Source organism: Pseudomonas sp. PsB, from assembly GCF_043658375.1.
In the GTDB taxonomy this organism is placed as follows: domain Bacteria; phylum Pseudomonadota; class Gammaproteobacteria; order Pseudomonadales; family Pseudomonadaceae; genus Aquipseudomonas; species Aquipseudomonas putida_Z.
In genome coordinates this window covers 51,712-69,632 of the sequence record NZ_JBIGLU010000021.1, presented here as the reverse complement: position 1 = coordinate 69,632, position 17,921 = coordinate 51,712, and the positions used below count along the sequence as shown (strand labels likewise).

Sequence of the window (17,921 nt, the reverse complement as noted above, 5' to 3'; positions counted from 1 at the left end):
GCGACCGCCTTGTTTGTCTGACACGATATCGAGGTGGACGCCAAAGGGGCGCGCGCCTCTGTCACAGGAATTATTGGCCCGAAACAGATGTAGGAGCAGCCTTGTGCTGCGAAGCGCCGCGCGGGCGGCGCTCGATCTCACAGGCGCCGGAAATGTGGTGACGAACACCTGGCAGCCATGACGCGATAACGCTTTTTGTAGGACCGTAGTCAGTGCCAGGTGATATCCCCGGCCTGCCGATGTAGCAGCAACTCGGCCAGGGCCTTGGTCATCTGTACGTGATGCACCGCGTTGACCAGCATGTTGATGCCGGGCTCGCCGGCATTGGCGCAGATGTATTCGTCCAGCGAGTCTTCGATGCCGGCCATCAGCTGGAGGGTGTGGATCAGGGCGTCAACCGAGGGTGTGTCCTGGTTGATGGTGTAGAAGGGGCGGGCCGTTAGTTTTACGGGTGGATCGGGGACGATCTTTTTCATGATTCAAACCCTTTGCTTGATCAGAGAATGCCACCACCGCAACCTTCTCACGGGTTTAGGTGGCAGCCGTGCGCGGGGTGAGAAACCGAGGAAGCAAAGGAAAACTCGGCCAGACCGAAGTCTGCCCGCGCGCGGCCGCCATGAAAGCTGGCGGAAATTTGCTTATCGTCGGGTTCTCACACCCGGTCACCGAAGCGACCCGGAAACGTTATCCGTGAGGAGTTTCCCCGACAACAGCGATAGTTCGGCAGCGCGCGTAGGATAATTCCTAAGCGGGTTGATTCTGAAGCATTGGGTTGCAGGTTCAGAAATATCTTACGGTGGCACCGGCTACGCCGGTGTTCGCGGGTGAACCCGCTCCCACAGGTACTGCGCAAGGTTTGTGGGAGCGGGTTTACCCGCGAAGAGGCCTGCACAGGCAGCACATCACTTGGGATAGAGCGGCGGCAGGCTGCCGTTCTCGCCGGTCGGCAGCAATACCTGCTCAGCCGGCGGAATCGTACCGATCGCCCGCCACAAATCTTCACCCTGCCAGTACTGCCCGCTCTCGCTATACAGCGCCCCGTTCAACCCATCCAGTGCATCCGACAACGGTACGAACCGCGCCGCCATCTCGGCCAGGGTCTCCGGCTGCTGGCGGGCCCAGGCGTCCAGCGCCTGGCGGGTTGCCTGTGGGTCGTTGGCCTGGCACGCGCGCTTGAGATCATCCAGCAAGGTACGCGGGCTCGGCCCGGCCTGCGCGGCGCGCAGCACCGCTGGCTGCGAGCGGGCGCGCCACCACAGGGCAAAGCCCAGCAAGGTGGTGAGGGCGAACACCAGGGTGGCCAGCTGCCAAGGCCACAGCAAGCTGCTGGCACTGCTGTTGTCACCAACCGGGGTGTCGGCGCTCAGCGCCGGGTTGTCCTGCACGTTCAGCGTGCGCGCCGGCAAGCTGCTGTGCTCCAGGTGGTCTTCGCGGGTGTTCCACCAGGCCACTTCCAGCGCCGGCAGGGCCAGCGTACCGCTGTGGGTCGGCACCAGGGCTTCGCGCTCTTCGCGGTTGGCGGTCATGCCGCGCTCGCTGATTTCGTTGCGCAGCAACGGCTGGTCGGGGTAACGACGCAGGCCGGTGATTTCGGTGGCTGGCAGCGGCGGCAGCTGGGTGCTGGACAAGCCTTCGGCACGCAAGGTGATGTTGCGGGTCAGCGAGTCGCCAATCTGCACCTGCTGGTTGCCAGGGTCCGGGTTCCAGTGCTCTTCCAGGGCCAGGCTGCGGGCCGGTAGCCATGGCACGCCAGCAGGCCAGGCCGCCGGAATCGGCCGCACGGCCAGGCGCAATGGCAGCGAGCTGACCTGCACCTGGTGGCCGGCCCGGGCCGTGCCGTTTGCTTGTGGGGCTTGGTCCGGGCTGGCGGCGGCGGTGGCGGTGAAGGTCAGTGGCGGGATTTCGAGGGTGCCGCTTTGCTGGGCATACACGGCATAGCGGGTTTCGATCACGCCGTGGCGGACGCCGTTGATTTCCTTTTCATAGGTGCGCGATTCACCCAGCGGTTCGACTTTGGCGTTCTCCAGTTGCAGCGGGCTGAGGCTACTGTCGTCGTACAGTGCCACCGAATGGTAGATGCGCAGGGTGAGCACGGCCTGGGCCTGGACGTAGACTTCGCTGCTGTCGAGCGTGGCTTCGATGAACACCTGCGAGGCACTGTCCTGGCGGCTGGCATCGGCCTGCAGCACTTGCAGTTCGATGGCCTGGCTGTGCGACTGGCCCAGTTGCAGTTCGGGGATGCGCAGGCTGCCGCTGCGCCGCGGCAGCAGGGTGATGATCCAGCGGGTGCTGGCGCGGGTTTCGCCGTCGAGGCTGTGCAGGCTGTTCAGCTGGCGCGTGCCGCGCACTTCGAAGTCACCCTCCAGCGCGCGCAGGTCGGGCTTGCCGAACTGGGTGACGTCCTGGCTTTCCAGGGTCAGCTCCAGGCTTTCGCCGGCTTCCAGGCGGGTACGGTCGACGCTGGCTCGCAGCAACGGTTCGGCCTGGGCCAGCACGGCCCACAGCAGACTGAGGAGAAAGACGCCGAAGCGACTCATCGTGGGGTTTCCTGATGCAATTGCTGTTCATACCAGAATTTGCGCCGCAGCAGCTCCGCCGGGTTGTCGGGGATCTCCCGCAGCCATTGTTCCAGGGCCTGGCGCTGTTCGGCATCGAGGCTGGTCGATACCGGGCGCTGCGGCGGCTGGATGACGCTGTCATCCGCGCCCGCCTGGTTGCCGGGCGCTACCTGGCTGTTGTTGCTGCCTTCGCCGGGCTGTTCGGCGCTGGCTTGTTCGTCGTTGCCGGGCGTGCCCTGGGCCGGGCTGCTGGCCGAGCTGCTGTTGCCTTCGGTTTCGCTGCCGGGCGTGCCTTGGGCATCGCTGCTGGCTGGTTGTTCCTCGGCCTTGGCTTCGCGCTGCTGCAGCAGTTGCTGCACCAGTGCCTGGTTGTCCAGCGCCGCTTGCAGGTCGGGCTGGCGTTCCAGGGCTTGTTCGTAGGCGTCCAGGGCGGCTTCCAGTTCACCGCTATGGGCCAGGGCATTGCCTCGATTGTAGTGGGCGGCGGCAGTGTCGCCTTGGGAAAAGGCTTCGGCGGCGCCAGCATAGTCGCCCGCCTGGTACAGGGCCATGCCGCGCCATTGCGGGTCCTGGAACTGGCGCGCGGCACTGGCCGGGCGGTTCTGCTCCAGCAGGCGCTGGCCTTGCTGGTCGGGGCGCAGCCACAGGTCGTTGAACTCGAAGGCCTGGCTGGGCTGGGGCAGGGCCAGCAGCAGCGGCAGGCAGAACAGCCAGCCGCGTCGGCCGGCACAGGCGGCCAGCAGCAACAGCGGCAGCAGCAGCCAGTAACCCTGGTCGGCCCAGCTGTCCAGTTGCAGGGTCTGGCCGTCATTGCGCCCGGCGCGCGGGTTGTCGAACAGGCCCAGGCCACGCAGGTCGAGGTCGTCGATGCGGGCATGCCGGTAGCGCCCGCCGGTGCCGCTGATGAAGCCCTTGAGGCTGGCGCTGTCCAGGCGTGGCAACAGGATGCCGCCCTGGTCGTCCTTGAGGTATTCGCCATTGGCCTGGCGCACCGGTGCGCCTTCGCGGCTGCCGATGCCCAGCATCAGCAGGCTCGGGCCCTGGCGGCCGAGGGCCTGGGCGATGCCTTGGCGCTCCGGGGCGCTGAGCGACGAGCCGACCAGCAGCAGGCGGCCCTGGCCCAGGCCGCTCTGGGCCAGCAGGGCCAGGCCTTTTTGCACGGCCAGGTCGGCGCGCTGGCCGGGTTTGGGCATGATCGACGGGTCGATCGCCTCGAGCAGGTTGCGGCTGGTGGCCAGGTCATCGGACAGTGGCACCAGGGTGTGCGCGGAGCCAGCGTAGACCACCAGCGCGGTCTGGCTGTCGCGGCGGTGCTCCAGCAGGTCGAGGATCTTGCGCCGCGCCTGCTCCAGGCGGTTGGGCGGGCTGTCCTCGGCGAGCATCTGCGGGGTCAGTTCGAGCAGGATCACCAGCGGGTCGGCCGGGCGCTGGCGGTTTTCTTCCACGCGCTGCCAACTGGGCCCGAGCAGCGCCAGGATCACCAGCACCCAGGCCAGGCCCAGCGCCACCCACGGCAGCTTGCTGGTGCTGCCGCTGCCACCGCCAAGCAGGACGCCATGGAACGCCGGCGGCAGAATCATCTGCCAGCGCCCGGCGCGCTTGCGCCGGTGCCACAGTTTGTACAGCAGCCAGGCGAGCAGGGGCACGGCCAGCAGCCAGAGCGGGCGCAACCATTCGGGCCACAGTTCGATCATCGCCGCCTCCTCAGGCGCAGGCGCTTCAGGCGCTGGCGCCATTCCGGGTGCGGTTGCAGGAAGCGCGGCTTGCGCAGCAGGCGGTGCAGCAGGTTGTCGGGCCATTGCACGGCCAGCACCAGCAGCACGCTCAGCAACAAGGCCAGGGCCAGGGGCCAGGCATACAGGGCCTTGGCCGTGCGCGCCTGGGTCGGTTGCTGGGCCACCGGTTCGAGCTGGTCGAGGGTGTCGCCGATGGCGTCCAGTTCGGCGCCGTCATGGGCGCGGAAGTAGGTGCCGTGGGTGATGTCGGCAATTTCCTTGAGCGAGGCTTCGTCCAGGTCCAGGCTCGGGTTCAGGCCGAGCAGGCCAGGGGTGCCACTGGCTTCGGGGTTGGCACCGATGCCGATGGTGTAGATGCGCACGCCTTCCTGGGCGGCCAGGCGGGCGGCAGTCAGCGGGTGGATCTGCCCGCCGTTGTTGGCGCCGTCGGTGATCAGCACCAGCACCCGGCTTTGTGCCGGGCGTTGGCGCAGGCGCTTGACCGCCAGGCCAATGGCGTCGCCGATGGCGGTATTCTTGCCGGCGATGCCGATCTGCGCTTCGTCGAGGAAGGTGCGCACGGTGCGCCGGTCGAAAGTGAGCGGCGCCTGCAGGTAGGCCTGGCTGCCGAACAGGATCAGGCCCACGCGGTCGCCCTCGCGGTCCTGCAGGAAGTCACCGAGCAGCGCCTTGACCAGGTCGAGGCGGCTGATTTCTTCGTTCTGCCACTGCATGTCGGGGAAGTCCATCGACCCGGACACATCCACCGCCACCAGCAGGTCGCGGCCGCTGGCAGCCACTGGCACCGGCTCGCCCAACCATTGCGGGCGGGCGGCGGCGCACAGCAGCAACAACCAGATGACGACAAAGGGCGCCTGCTGGCGCCAGGTCGGCAGGTTGAGCCGCGCGCGGCGCCCGGCCAGGCCTTCCAGTTCGTCGAGGAAGCCCACCTTGAGCACCGGTTCGCCGCTGTCGGCGGCCGGCAGCACCAGGCGCGCCAGCCACGGCAGCGGCAACAGGGCGAAGACCCACGGCCAGGCCAGTTCAAACATGCTTGCGAATCCAGGTTTCGACGGCTTGGCTGAGCCCGGCGATGGCCTTGTCGTCGAGCTTGCACTCGGGTTTGTAGGCGCCTTCGACCAGTACCATCCAGCGGGTCAGGCCGGCGGCCGGGCAGCGGTTGTCGAGAAACGCCAACCACTGGCGGCCGTTGAGGGTATGGCTGTTGGCACCCGGGTAGTGGCTGCGGCACAGGCGCTTGAGCAGGGCGTTGATCTGTTGCAACCAGGCCCCGGCCGGGGCGCCGTCGTAGGGGCGCGGCAGGCGCGCCAGTTCGGCCAGCGCTTCCACGCGCACCGGGTCCAAGGGTTGTTCGGCGCGCACGATGCGGCGTTTGCCCGGGCGCCAGTGGCGCACCCGCCACAGGCCCCAGGCCAGCAGCGGCATCACGGCCAGCAGCAGCCACCAGCCGGGTGCCGGTGGCCACAGGCCGATCGGCGCGGGGGCGATCAGCGGCTGCAGTTGGTCAAGCGGGTTCATTGGCCGCTGCTCTTCATGACGCGCTCCGTGGCCGCTGGGCGTTCAGGTACTCGCGCAGTTGCTCGATCATTTCGCTTTGGGTGCTCAGTGGCATCAGCAGCACGCGCAGCTTTTGCGCCATCAGCTCCCAGCGCTCGATGCGCGCTTCGGCCTGCTGGCGGTAGGCCTGGCGCAGGTTGGCGTCCAGGGTGTCGAGCTCCAGCTGCGCGCTGCGCTGGGCGAAGCGCAGCAGGCCGGCGGCGGGCAGGGCGTGGTCGAGCGGGTCGGACACCGGCATCAGCAGCAGGTCGCAATGGCGCGAGAGCATGGCCAGGTGCTGCTCCACCTGGGCAGTGAGCGAGCGCTCATCGCAGATCACGATGGCCAGGCTGCCGGGGCGCAGCACTTCGCGGGCGCGGCGCAGGGCCAGGCCCAGGCTGTCGGCCCCGGGCGTGGCCTCGGTGTGCAGCGCCTGGTTGACCTTGGCCAGGCGGTTGAGCAGTTGCAGCAGGCTCTGCTTGCTGCGCCGGGGCTTGATTTCGTGGTGTTCGTTGTCGCCGAACACCAACCCGCCGATGCGGTCGTTGTGGCCCAGCGCGGCCCAGCCGAACAGCGCGGCGGCCTGGGCGGCCAGCACCGACTTGAACATCAGCCCCGAGCCGAAGAACAGCCGTTGGCTCTGCTCGACGAGGATGAAGATGGGCCGTTCGCGCTCTTCGTGGAACAGCTTGGTGTGCGGCTCCTGGGTACGCGCGGTGACCCGCCAGTCGATGTTGCGCACATCGTCGCCGGCCTGGTAAACGCGCACCTGGTCGAAGTCCACGCCGCGCCCACGCAGCTTGGAGTGGTGCAGGCCCACCAGCGGGCTGCGTTGGCCGGGCCGGGAAAACAGCTGGATTTCGCGCACGCGGTGGCGCATATCGATCAGCTCGGCAAGGCCGATGCGGATGCCGGGTTCGGCCAGCGACGCGGTGGGCATGGGCTCAGGCAACGGCGACGACGTCGAGGATGCGCTGGACCACGCGGTCCTGGTCGATCCCTGCCGCCTCGGCCTCGAACGAGAGGATGATGCGGTGGCGCAGCACGTCGAACAGCACCGCCTGGATGTCTTCGGGGCTGACGAAATCGCGCCCGGCCAGCCAGGCGTGGGCGCGCGCGCAGCGGTCCAGCGAAATGGAACCACGCGGGCTGGCGCCGTAGGCGATCCAGTCGGCCAGTTCGGCGTCGAACTTGGCTGGGGTGCGGGTGGCCATCACCAGTTGCACCAGGTATTCCTCCACCGCGTCGGCCATGTACAGACCGAGGATTTCCTTGCGGGCGGCGAAGATCGCCTGCTGGCTGACCCGGCGCTCGGGCTTGGTCTCGCCGCCCAGGGCTTCACCACGGGCCTGCAACAGGATGCGCCGCTCTACCGCAGCGTCGGGGAAGCCGATTTTCACGTGCATCAGGAAGCGGTCGAGCTGGGCTTCGGGCAGCGGGTAGGTGCCTTCCTGCTCGATCGGGTTCTGCGTTGCCATCACCAGGAACAGCGGCGACAGGTCGTAGGTGCTGCGGCCCACGCTGACCTGGCGTTCGGCCATGGCTTCGAGCAGTGCGGACTGTACCTTGGCCGGGGCGCGGTTGATTTCGTCTGCCAGCACCAGGTTGTGGAAGATCGGCCCCTGCTGGAACACGAAGCTGCCGGTTTCCGGGCGGTAGATTTCGGTGCCGGTGATGTCGGCCGGGAGCAGGTCGGGGGTGAACTGAATACGATGGAACTGCGCCTCGATGCCTTCGGCGAGCTCTTTGATGGCCTTGGTCTTGGCCAGGCCCGGCGCGCCTTCGACCAGCATGTGGCCGTCGGCCAGGAGCACGATCAACAGCCGCTCGACCAGTTTCTCCTGGCCTAGGATCTGGGAAGAAAGAAAGGTGCGCAGCGCGATCAGCGCTTCACGGTGTTCCATCGGTGACGGTTCCTGGTGTGGGGCCGCAGGCGGCTGGAAGCAGCAGCCCTGGCAAGGGGTGATACTTTAATCCATCCGGGGGGGTGGCGACCAATGGCGGCAGGGAAATTTAGGTGCGTTTTACATAATGTATCGGGCCGCCAGGTGCTCGCCGTGGCATTTTCGGGGCCTGTGAGATCGAGCGCCGCCCGCGCGGCGCTTCGCGGCACAAGGCCGCTCCCACATCTGTTTCGGGCCAGTCATTCCTGTAAGGTCTCCTCTGTCCGCCTTGTTTGTTCCATTCGATATTGAAGGGCGCAGTTGTTCTTCATCCATCTCCAGTCATGCACCAAGGCTGCAACCCACCTGGCACAGGAATAACTGGCCCGAAACAGATGTGGGAGCGGCCTTGTGCCGCGAAGCGCCGCGCGGGCGGCGCTCGATCTCTGCATCACCTCAACGCTCAAGACAAACATCTGGCAGCGTTGCCGAAATGTCCTGTAAAGGAATGGCCATTGCCTGATGTTCCGCGGCGGTGTGCTGGCGCCTGCTTGTGCTTTTTGTACAAGCAGGAGGCAGGACAATGGACCTGAACAGCTGTAGCACTGCACGCATCACGCCGGTCACTCTGCGTTTTGGCGTGTTCTTCGATGGCACCGGTAACAACCTGAACAATGTGATGCCGGTGGATGCACCGGTGGGTAAAGGGGGCAGTTATGGCAATGCCTTGAGCAACGTGGCCCTGTTGCATGCGCTGTACCCGGCGCAGGGGGCCAATGCTGACGGGACCATGGCGTTTCTGAAGCGCTATGTCGAGGGCGTGGGCACCCTGGCGGGGGAGGCGGATCATGCCTATGCCTCGGCCACCGGGTGTGGGCGCTGGGGGGCCGAGGCGCGGGTCGCCGAGGCCTTGGCGGGGATTGCCGGGCAATTGCGGGACTGGTGCCAGGCGCACCCAAAGGCAAGGCTCGAGCGGGTCGAGTTCGACTTGTTCGGTTTCAGCCGCGGCGCTGCGGCTGTGCGGCATCTGGCCAACCTGCTGCATGATGGCGGCGGCAGTCTGTTGGCGGTGTCCTGCGGCATCGTCATCAATTTCATCGGCCTGTTCGACACGGTGGCGGCGATCATCGCGCCGCTGCAGGGCGACTTCGACCCCGCCGACGACCGCCATGGTGGCTTGCGCCTGGGCCTGGGTGCGGGCATTGCCCGGCAAATGGTGCAGCTGGTGGCGGGGGACGAGCAGCGGCACAACTTCCCGCTGGTGCGCAGCGGCCATGACATCGTGTTGCCGGGCGTGCACTCGAACATTGGCGGTGGTTACCCGGCTACCACGCAGGAGCAGGTGCTGCTGTGCAAACCGCAGTCACAGCGAGTACCGCGGGGTATGCGCGCCGAGCAGACTCGCGTGCATGCCACCGTCAGTGCCTTGCTGGCGTCGTCGTTTGGTGAAATGGGCGCGCCCAGGCCGCGTGTGCTGGCCTGGGAGGAGCCGATTGCCGGTGGCCTGCCTAGCGAGGCGCAAAAGCAGGTTTATGCGGCGGTGTACCGCGAGCGGGAAGTGGCGGGGCAGCTGTCCCGGGTGTACCTGAGCATCATGCGTGAGTTGGCGGTGCGGGCGGGTGTTCCGTTTGCGCCATTGGGCGGGCAGGCTGAGCATCGGTTGCCGGAGGAGTTGCTGGGCATCAGCCGCAAGTTGCACGAGTTTGCCTTGGGTGAGAGTGAGCAGCCTGGCTTGACCGAGGATGAGCTGCGTTTGTTGCGCGACAGGTATGTGCATGCGTCGGCGAACTGGAATGCGTTGAAGGGGTTGCGTAACAGTGTGCTGGATGTGCTGTTCGTCGATCGGCCGGGGGTAGGGGGGCGGGTGAAGCATGCCAACCCGGTCGCGTGAGTCGTCTGTGGGCGTGGGTTTGCATGGCACCGGCTGCGCCGGTGTTCGCGGGTGAACCCGCTCCCACAGGTCCTGCGTCAACCCTGAGAGCGGCGCGATACCTGTGGGAGCGGTCTTGCGGCTGCGATGGGTCAGTCAGCCGCGCTCAGGGCGTCCAGCAGGCTCTTCAGGTACGCGCTGCCTTGCGCATCCAGCGGCTGCAGGGGCAGGCGTGGAGCGCCGACATCCTGGCCGAGCATCTTCAAGCCGGCCTTGATGGTGGTGGGCAGGCCACGGCGGGTGATGTATTCCAGCAGTTCGTACTGGCGGTAGAACAACGCGCGAGCTTCAGCCAGGTTGCCTTGCTGCACCGCGTCCCACAGTGCCAGGTTCAGCGCCGGGATCAGGTTGGGCGCGGCGGTGCACCAGCCGGTGGCGCCGGCAACCAGGGCTTCCAGGGTGAGCGGGTTGCAACCGTTGTAGAAGGCCACCTGGCCATCGGTGGCCTTGAACAGGCGGTGCATGCGCTGGATGTCGCCGGTGCTTTCCTTGACCATCGTCACATTGGGCACTTCGCCGAGGATGCGCAGGATCAGCTCCACCGACAGGTCGGTGCCGCTGGTGCCCGGGTTGTTGTAGAGCATGATCGGAATGTCGATGGCCGCGCCCACCGCCTTGTAGTGGGCGACCACTTCGGCTTCGGTGAGCTTCCAGTAGGAGATGGGCAGCACCATCACCGCCGTGGCGCCGCAGGCCTGTGCCAGGCGGGCGCGCTGCACGGTGCGTGCGGTGGTCAGGTCGGAGACGCTGACCACGCTGGGTACGCGGCCGGCAATGCGTGCCAGGCTGAAGCGCACCACCGTTTCCCATTCGCTGTCGGACAGGTAGGCGCCTTCGCCGGTGCTGCCCAGTGGTGCGATGGCGTGTACGCCGTTTTCTATCAGGCGGTCGATGGACAGGCCCAGGGCATCCAGGTCGAGCGCGCCGTCTGCCGTGAAGGGAGTGATGGTGTAGCCGATAACGCCGCGAATTACAGGTGTAGACATAACCAGGCACCTCTGCCGTTGTTGGGGAAAGAGTACAGCTTCAGTCAGCCCAGGCAGTCGCCATGGGCACGCAAGGCACGGCGCGCGTAATAGCTGAAGGCGGCGCCATGACGTTTGGGGGTGGAGATCCAGTCGTGGGCTTCCTTGCCCAGGGCATCCGGGATGGGGCGGATGTCACCGGCACCCATGGCCAGCAGCTGCATCTTGGCTGCGCGCTCGAACAGCAGGGCGAGCACGCAGGCTTCCTCGATCGAGCGGCCGGCGATCAGCAGGCCATGGTGGGAAAGCAGGATCGCGCGCTTGTCGCCGATCGCCCTGGAAATGATTTCACCTTCTTCGTTGCCCACCGGTACGCCGGGCCATTCCTTGAGGAACGCGCAGTCGTCGAACAGCGGGCACAGGTCCATGTGCGAGATGGCCAGTGGCACTTCCAGCATCGACAGGGCGGCGCTGTGCAGCGGGTGGGTGTGGATGATGCAGTTGACGTCGGGGCGTGCGCGGTACAGCCAGCTGTGGAAGCGGTTGGCCGGGTTGGCCATGCCGCGGCCTTGCAGCACGGTGAGGTCTTCGTCGACCACCAGCAGGTTGGAAGCGGCGATCTCGTCGAAGCCCAGGCCGAGTTGTTGCGTGTAGTAGGTGCCAGGCTGCTCGGCGCGGGCGGTGATCTGCCCGGCCAGGCCGGAATCGTGGCCGCCGTCGAACAGGATGCGGCAGGTGAGGGCGAGTTTTTGTCGAGGGGTGTAGGTGTTGTCGGCCAGCGCCGTCAGCATCTGCTGCTGGGCGAGTTTGACCAGCTGGTCCTTGGGGGTCTGCATGGTGGTCGTCATGGGCGGTACCTGCATGGGGAAGGGCGATGGGATTGCTGATCGGCGAGGACGCCGTCAGGACACAATCGCGATATTAATGACACAAAGTGTCATATGCAAGCGATGTGTCATCGCCAGCGCCAGTCATCTGAGACTGCGAGGGGGGAGGTATGGCGGGGTTGTCAAAGGTGGTGCAGGCAACGATCGGCAGGCCAGCCCTGGTCACAGGGCTGGCACGTGCCCTTCAAGGCGCGCCGAACAGCATCGTCCAGTAAACGCCGTTATCGCTACGCGAGTTCTCGGCAAAGGCCGCACCCACCTGGGTAAACATCGGGTTCATCAGGTTGGCGCAATGCCCGGGGCTGGCCAGCCAGCCTGCCATCGCTTTGCTCGGCGAGCCCTGGCCTGCGGCAATGTTCTCGCCGATCTGTCGCCCACGGTAGCCGGCATCCCATGCCCGATCCGCGGGTAAATCACCGTCGAGGTCGCGGTGCGCGAAGAAATTGTCGTTGGCCATCGCCCGGCTGTGGCGCTGCGCCGCCGTTCCCAGGGCGGTGTTCCAGGCCAGCGGGCGTGCAGCGGCAAAGCGCTTGCGACCACACAGGCGTGGTTTCGCCCGTGCAGCGTTCACCTGTGCCAGCAACGCGTTGCTGGCCGATCGCCTATCGCCAAGCTGGGCATCGAGCAGGGGCCGAGCCAGCAGCACCCGCCACTCGTTGCGTGAGCGACTGACGCCGATATCGGCATATTGGCTATCGAGCAGGGCCGTGCAGTAGTCGCTGCGCAGCATGTCAAAGGCCTCCTCGGCATCTTGCGCGCCGACCAGGCGGATGGCCCGCACCTTCACCGCCTGATACCCCGCAGCCTTCAATCCTTCCCGCAACGCCCCGCCGTAGCCGACCGGCAACGCCAGTTTCGGCTTCAGCACCAGCGGCGTCGAACCCCGAATAATGCGCCGCTCGCAGCGTTGTGGCAGGGTGCGATAGTCGTTGATGGCTGCCACCAGTTGCCTTTCCCCGCTGGCATGGGCGGGGTTGGCGAACAGGGGAAGAAAAGGAATGAAGCAGAGCGAAACAAAGGGGGAGCGACGGACTGCTTGGCGCATGGGGTGAATGGCTCTGGTGAATGACGGCGGCAAGGCCGATTTGAGGGCTCGGCTAAGACTGTGCGCCTCAATACAGGTTCACGTGTACGGGGTACAATTTTTCGCGGGTACTCAACTTGAATGCTGCAACAAGGTAAACCGCAATGACACAAGCTACCGATCAGGCTTTTTACGACCGCGCGGATGCGCATATCGAACTGGCGAACCAGCAGATCGAGAAAATCGAAGACCTGGGCAAGGTCAGTGCCTCGCTGACCTTCGGCGCCTCGCGCTTCAATGCCTGGATGAGTGCCCGCAGTTTCAAGACCAGTGCCGAACTGGCTGCCGCGCGGGAGGAGCTGTTGAAGTATTTCTGTGAGCAGTACCGGATGATGCTCGAGGACAACCTGGACGAGCACATCGAGCATTTTGACCGGTATGTGTTGGGCAAAGGCGACTGAACCCTATGGTGCAGGCGGTTTCCTTGTAGGAGCGGCCTTGTGTCGCGAACGGGCTGCGGAGCAGCCCCAGGACCTCAGCCGAAATGCACAAATTGCTGGGGCTGCTCTGCAGCCCTTTCGCGACACAAGGCCGCTCCTACAGGGTACGCGATGTGTGGATAAACCCGGTGACGGGCTATCGGGCCTTTTTCTCCAGAATCCGCGCCCCGGTACCTTCCTTGCCCAGCACATCCTCGGGGTTGCGCAGCGGGCAATCTTCCAGCGACAGGCAACCGCAACCAATGCAGTTGTCCAGGCTGTCGCGCAACGCTTCCAGAGTACGAATGCGGGCGTTCAGGTCTTCGCGCCAGGCGGTCGACATCTCGCCCCATTGCGCTGCCGTGAGCTTGCTGTTGGGCGCATAGCGGCTGAAGGCCTGCTTGATCTCCTCAAGCGGAATACCCGTGCGCTGCGCCACCTTGATGATGGCCAGCGTGCGCAGCACCAGTGAAGGATAGCGGCGCTGGTTACCCGCCGTACGGACGCTGGCGATCAGCCCCTTGGTCTCGTAGAAGTGCAGCGCAGAAACCGCCACGCCGCTGCGTTTGGCCACTTCCCCTACCGTTAGCATCCGTGTGTTGTCCGCTGCCATGCCTGTTGACCTCAAGTTAACTCGAGCTCTTATAGTCCTGCCCGATCTTCCCCGCAACCGCTTTCCCTGATGATCGGAGCACTGCATGAACAAAAGGACGTTACTGGCCTGGGCTGGCGCTGTTGCAGGTGTGCTGGCCGCTGCCTATGCATTGGTCGGCAGTGGCTCGGCGCCGCCGGCTGCGGCGGCATGGCCGGCGACCAAGGTGGCGCTGGCCACGGCCGAGCAGGTGCAGCTGGCACGACAGAACTTTGCCTCGGGGGAGCTGGAGGCGGTCAACCAGGTACAGGTGGCGGCCGAGACGGCGGGGCGCATCACCCGCATCGCCTTCGAGTCGGGGCAATGGGTGAGTGCAGGGCAATTGCTGGTACAGCTGAACGATGCCCCGGAGCAGGCCCAGCGCGTGCAGTTGCGCGCCAGGCTGCGCAATGCCGAAGTGGTGCTGCAGCGCAGCCGCAAGCTGCGCGCGGTGAACGCTGTGTCACAGGAGCTGCTCGACAATGCGGCCACCGCCGTGGACGTGGCCAGCGGTGAACTGCAGCATGTCGAGGCGCTGATCGCGCAGAAGGCAATACGCGCGCCGTTTGCCGGCAAGCTCGGCATTCGCCGGGTGCATCAGGGCCAGTACCTGAGCGCCGGTGAGACCATCGCCAGCCTGGCCGACATCAGCCAGCTGCATGTCAATTTTTCCCTGGGCGAACAAGCCGCCCCCGAAGTGCACGTGGGGCAACTGCTGGCGCTGACGGTGGATGCGGTGCGCGGGCAGGACTTCCAGGCCCGGGTGGTCGCGGTGGACCCGGTGGTGAGCAAGGCGCGCCTGGTGCAGGTGCAGGCGGCCTTGCCGAACCCGGGCGGGCAGTTGCAGCCGGGCATGTACGCCGGCGTGCGCCTGGATGCCGCGCAGCCGTCAAGCGTGCTGGCCGTGCCGGAAACCGCGATCACCTACACCGCCTACGGGCAGACGGTGTTCGTCGCTACCCGGGACCCGGAACAGGGCACCCGGGTCAGCCGCGTGCGGGTGACTACCGGTGAGCGCTGGCAGGGGCGGGTGGAGATCACCTCAGGCCTGGCGCCCGGTGACCAGGTGGTGGTTTCCGGCCAGTTGAAACTGAGCGACGGCATGCCGGTCGAGCCAGTGGCGCAAGACAGCCTGCAGGCCAGCCAGGGAGGGCGGCAATCGTGAAGTTCACCGACCTTTTTGTCCGCCGCCCGGTGCTGGCGCTGGTGGTCAGCAGCCTGATCATCCTGCTGGGGCTGTTTGCCATGGGCAAGCTGCCGATCCGCCAGTACCCGCTGCTGGAAACTTCCACCATCACCATCAGCACCGAGTACCCGGGCGCCTCTGCCGAGCTGATGCAAGGCTTCGTGACCCAGCCGATCACCCAGGCGGTGTCGTCGGTCGAAGGCATCGACTACCTGTCCTCGTCGTCGCAGCAGGGGCGCAGCCTGATCACCTTGCGCATGGTGCTCAACCGCGATTCGACCCAGGCGCTTGCCGAGACCATGGCCAAGGTCAACCAGGTGCGCTATCGCCTGCCGGAAAAGGCCTACGACCCGGTGGTGGAGCTGTCGGCAGGTGACTCCACGGCGGTGGCCTACGTGGGCTTTGCCAGCGAAACCTTGTCGATACCCGAACTGAGCGATTACCTGTCGCGGGTGGTGGAACCGCAGTTCTCCGGCATCGACGGTGTGGCCAAGGTGCAGTCGTTCGGCGGGCAGCGCCTGGCCATGCGCCTGTGGCTGGACAACGAACAGATGGCCGGGCGCGGGGTGACGGCCGCCGACGTGGCGCAGGCGGTGCGTGCCAACAACTACCAGGCGACGCCGGGGCAGGTGCGTGGGCAGTACGTGCTGGCCGATATCCAGGTGGACACCGACCTGACCCGGGTCGAGGACTTCCGCGAGCTGATCATCCGCAACGATGGCACCGACCTAGTGCGCCTGCGTGATGTCGGCACCGTCGAGCTGAGCGCGGCGGCCACCCAGACCAGCGCCACCATGGACGGCAAGCCCGCCGTGCACCTGGGGCTGTTCCCCACCCCGACCGGCAACCCGCTGGTGATCGTCGAGGGTATTCGCCAGCTGCTGCCGCAGATCCGTCAGACCCTGCCACCCGGGGTGGAGGTGGCGCTGGCCTATGAGACCGCACGTTTCATCGATGCCTCGATCGACGAGGTGCTGCGCACCCTGGTGGAGGCCATGCTGATCGTGGTGCTGGTCATCTGGCTGTGCCTGGGTTCGCTGCGCAGCGTGGTGATCGCGGTGGTGGCCATCCCGCTGTCGATGCTTGGTGCGGCGGGCCTGATGCTGCTGTTCGGCTTCAGCCTGAACCTGCTGACCTTGCTGGCGATGGTGCTGGCCATCGGCCTGGTGGTGGACGATGCCATCGTGGTGGTGGAGAACGTGCACCGCCATATCGAAGAGGGCAAGTCGCCGGTTGCCGCGGCGCTGGCCGGGGCGCGGGAGATCGCCGGGCCGGTGATCGCCATGACCCTGACCCTGGCCGCCGTATACGCGCCGATCGGCTTGATGGGCGGGCTGACCGGCACGCTGTTCCGTGAGTTTGCCCTGACCCTGGCGGGGGCGGTGATCGTTTCCGGCATCGTCGCGCTTACCCTGTCGCCGGTGATGAGCTCGCTGTTGTTGCAACCCGGCCAGCAGCATGGCGCCATGGCCAACATGGCCGACCGCCTGTTCGGCATGCTGACCGGGGCCTATGGGCGAGTACTTGCCTACACCCTGTCGCATCGCTGGATCAGTGGTGGTGTGGCGCTTCTGGTGTGCCTGAGCCTGCCTTGGCTGTACCTGCTGCCGCAGCGCGAACTGGCCCCGCCAGAGGACCAGGCGGCGGTGCTGACGGCCATCAAGTCGCCGCAGCATGCCAGCCTGGATTATGTGGAGCGCTTTGCCCTGAAGCTGGACCAGGTGATGAAGTCCCTCGCCGAAACCACCGACACCTGGATCATCAACGGCACCGACGGCCCGGCCGCCAGTTTCGGCGGCATCAACCTCAGCGCCTGGCAGGCCCGCGAGCGTTCCGCCGCGCAGGTGCAGGCGCAGTTGCAGCAGGCCGTGGCGGACATTGAAGGCAGCAGCATCTTCGCCTTTCAGGTGGCCTCGCTGCCGGGCTCCAGCGGTGGTTTGCCGGTGCAGATGGTGTTGCGCAGCGCACAGGATTACCCCGAGCTGTACCAGACCATGGAGGTGATCAAGCAGCGTGCCCGCGACAGCGGCCTGTTCAGCGTCGTGGACAGCGACCTCGACTACAACAACCCGGTGGTCAAGGTGCGCATCGACCGCGCCAAGGCGGCCAGCCTGGGCATCAGCATGCAGGCCATCGGCGAGTCGCTGGGCGTGCTGGTGGGCGAACAGTACCTCAACCGCTTCGCCCTGTTCGGGCGCTCCTACGACGTGATCCCGCAAAGCATCCAGGACCAGCGCCTGACGCCGGCGGCGCTGAACCGCCAGTACGTGCGCGCCGAAAACGGCAGCCTGGTGCCGCTGGCCACGGTGGTGCACCTGGACATCGAAGTGGCGCCCAACCGCTTGCTGCAGTTCGACCAGCAGAACGCCAGTACCCTGCAGGCGATCCCGGCGCCCGGTGTGTCGATGGGGAATGCCGTGGCATTTCTCGAACAGCTTGCCGCCGAACTGCCACCTGGCTTCAGTCATGATTGGCAATCGGAGTCGCGCCAGTACGTGCAGGAGGGCTTTGCCCTGATGTGGGCGTTTCTCGCCGCCCTGGTGGTGATCTACCTGGTGCTGGCCGCGCAGTACGAAAGCCTGGTGGACCCGCTGATCATCCTGGTGACCGTGCCGTTGTCGATCTGCGGTGCGTTGCTGCCGCTGGCGCTGGGCTGGGCCACGCTGAATATCTACACGCAGATCGGCCTGGTGACCCTGATCGGGCTGATCAGCAAGCACGGCATCCTGATGGTGGAGTTCGCCAACGAGATCCAGGTGCGTGACAACCTCGACCGTGCCGCCGCCATCGTCCGCGCCGCGCAGATACGCCTGCGGCCGGTGCTGATGACCACGGCGGCGATGACCTTCGGCGTGCTGCCGCTGCTGTTTGCCAGCGGCGCCGGGGCCAACAGCCGCTTTGGCCTGGGGGTGGTGATCGTGTGCGGGATGCTGGTGGGGACCTTGTTTACCCTGTTTGTGCTGCCGACGATCTATGCCTTGCTGGCGCGCGATCATCGGGTGACCACGGTGCGGGGGCAGCAGTTGGCGGAGGCTGAGCGGGTGTTGGGCGTGTGAGGTAAACCTGGCCACATGCGCGATCCTTGTAGGAGCGGCCTTGTGTCGCG

The 17,921-nt window shown here is 66.1% G+C and carries 15 protein-coding genes; 4 read left to right on the top strand and 11 right to left on the bottom strand.

All coding sequences use genetic code 11. The features are described from left to right. Positions 1-209: 209 nt before the first annotated feature. The 7 genes from ACGLHT_RS21825 to ACGLHT_RS21795 all read right to left on the bottom strand — a co-directional run bounded on the left by ACGLHT_RS21825 (position 210) and on the right by ACGLHT_RS21795 (position 7,734). A complete protein-coding gene (locus ACGLHT_RS21825; RefSeq protein WP_274120132.1) occupies positions 210-476 on the bottom strand; it encodes a hypothetical protein in 267 nt (88 codons plus the stop codon). A 426-nt stretch (positions 477-902) separates the two neighbouring features. Continuing rightward, on the bottom strand, positions 903-2,537 hold the full coding sequence (locus tag ACGLHT_RS21820; protein ID WP_274120133.1) for a BatD family protein: 1,635 nt from the start codon (positions 2,535-2,537) through the stop codon (positions 903-905). Then, positions 2,534-4,252, bottom strand: a complete 1,719-nt coding sequence (locus ACGLHT_RS21815) for a tetratricopeptide repeat protein (RefSeq protein ID WP_137163313.1) — start codon at positions 4,250-4,252, stop codon at positions 2,534-2,536. The genes ACGLHT_RS21820 and ACGLHT_RS21815 overlap by 4 nt, the downstream gene beginning before the upstream one ends. Beyond that, on the bottom strand, positions 4,249-5,325 hold the full coding sequence (locus tag ACGLHT_RS21810; RefSeq protein ID WP_015269460.1) for a VWA domain-containing protein: 1,077 nt from the start codon (positions 5,323-5,325) through the stop codon (positions 4,249-4,251). Before ACGLHT_RS21810 ends, ACGLHT_RS21815 begins: the two co-directional genes overlap by 4 nt. Beyond that, positions 5,318-5,812, bottom strand: coding sequence for a DUF4381 domain-containing protein (locus ACGLHT_RS21805; RefSeq protein WP_085693063.1), 495 nt, complete (start codon positions 5,810-5,812; stop codon positions 5,318-5,320). Before ACGLHT_RS21805 ends, ACGLHT_RS21810 begins: the two co-directional genes overlap by 8 nt. A gap of 13 nt (positions 5,813-5,825) precedes the next feature. After that, positions 5,826-6,770: a DUF58 domain-containing protein gene (locus ACGLHT_RS21800; RefSeq protein WP_041506176.1), complete on the bottom strand. Its 945-nt coding sequence runs from the start codon at positions 6,768-6,770 to the stop codon at positions 5,826-5,828. A 4-nt stretch (positions 6,771-6,774) separates the two neighbouring features. After that, positions 6,775-7,734, bottom strand: a complete 960-nt coding sequence (locus ACGLHT_RS21795; RefSeq protein WP_013971644.1) for a MoxR family ATPase — start codon at positions 7,732-7,734, stop codon at positions 6,775-6,777. Positions 7,735-8,296: 562 nt separating this feature from the next. On the opposite strand from ACGLHT_RS21795, the gene ACGLHT_RS21790 reads away from it, so the two are divergent. After that, positions 8,297-9,604 (top strand): DUF2235 domain-containing protein, encoded by a 1,308-nt coding sequence (locus ACGLHT_RS21790; protein ID WP_274120134.1) that lies wholly within the window; start codon positions 8,297-8,299, stop codon positions 9,602-9,604. 131 nt (positions 9,605-9,735) lie between these two features. On the opposite strand, the gene ACGLHT_RS21785 is transcribed toward ACGLHT_RS21790, so the two are convergent. The 3 genes from ACGLHT_RS21785 to ACGLHT_RS21775 form a co-directional block, all read right to left on the bottom strand. Further along, the gene (locus ACGLHT_RS21785) at positions 9,736-10,629 is read right to left on the bottom strand and encodes a dihydrodipicolinate synthase family protein (protein ID WP_274120135.1); all 894 of its coding nucleotides are present in this window, start codon (positions 10,627-10,629) and stop codon (positions 9,736-9,738) included. A 44-nt stretch (positions 10,630-10,673) separates the two neighbouring features. Then, complete coding sequence (locus ACGLHT_RS21780) at positions 10,674-11,456, bottom strand: aldolase (protein ID WP_075044181.1); 783 nt, start codon at positions 11,454-11,456, stop codon at positions 10,674-10,676. A gap of 223 nt (positions 11,457-11,679) precedes the next feature. Continuing rightward, positions 11,680-12,540 carry a CAP domain-containing protein gene (locus ACGLHT_RS21775; protein ID WP_274120136.1) on the bottom strand — a complete coding sequence of 287 codons (861 nt, stop codon included), beginning with the start codon at positions 12,538-12,540 and terminating at the stop codon, positions 11,680-11,682. A 143-nt stretch (positions 12,541-12,683) separates the two neighbouring features. Here ACGLHT_RS21775 and ACGLHT_RS21770 point away from each other — a divergent pair, with 143 nt between their 5' ends. After that, positions 12,684-12,980, top strand: a complete 297-nt coding sequence (locus ACGLHT_RS21770; protein WP_015269483.1) for a DUF3144 domain-containing protein — start codon at positions 12,684-12,686, stop codon at positions 12,978-12,980. Positions 12,981-13,155: 175 nt separating this feature from the next. Here ACGLHT_RS21770 and soxR read toward each other — a convergent pair whose 3' ends face one another. Further along, a complete protein-coding gene (gene soxR / locus ACGLHT_RS21765; RefSeq protein ID WP_016500816.1) occupies positions 13,156-13,611 on the bottom strand; it encodes a redox-sensitive transcriptional activator SoxR in 456 nt (151 codons plus the stop codon). Positions 13,612-13,696: 85 nt separating this feature from the next. Between soxR and ACGLHT_RS21760 the strand changes: the two genes are divergently transcribed. Then, positions 13,697-14,794 (top strand): efflux RND transporter periplasmic adaptor subunit, encoded by a 1,098-nt coding sequence (locus ACGLHT_RS21760; protein ID WP_274120137.1) that lies wholly within the window; start codon positions 13,697-13,699, stop codon positions 14,792-14,794. Next, positions 14,791-17,871, top strand: coding sequence for a MexW/MexI family multidrug efflux RND transporter permease subunit (locus ACGLHT_RS21755; RefSeq protein WP_274120138.1), 3,081 nt, complete (start codon positions 14,791-14,793; stop codon positions 17,869-17,871). Before ACGLHT_RS21760 ends, ACGLHT_RS21755 begins: the two co-directional genes overlap by 4 nt. Positions 17,872-17,921 lie beyond the last annotated feature (50 nt).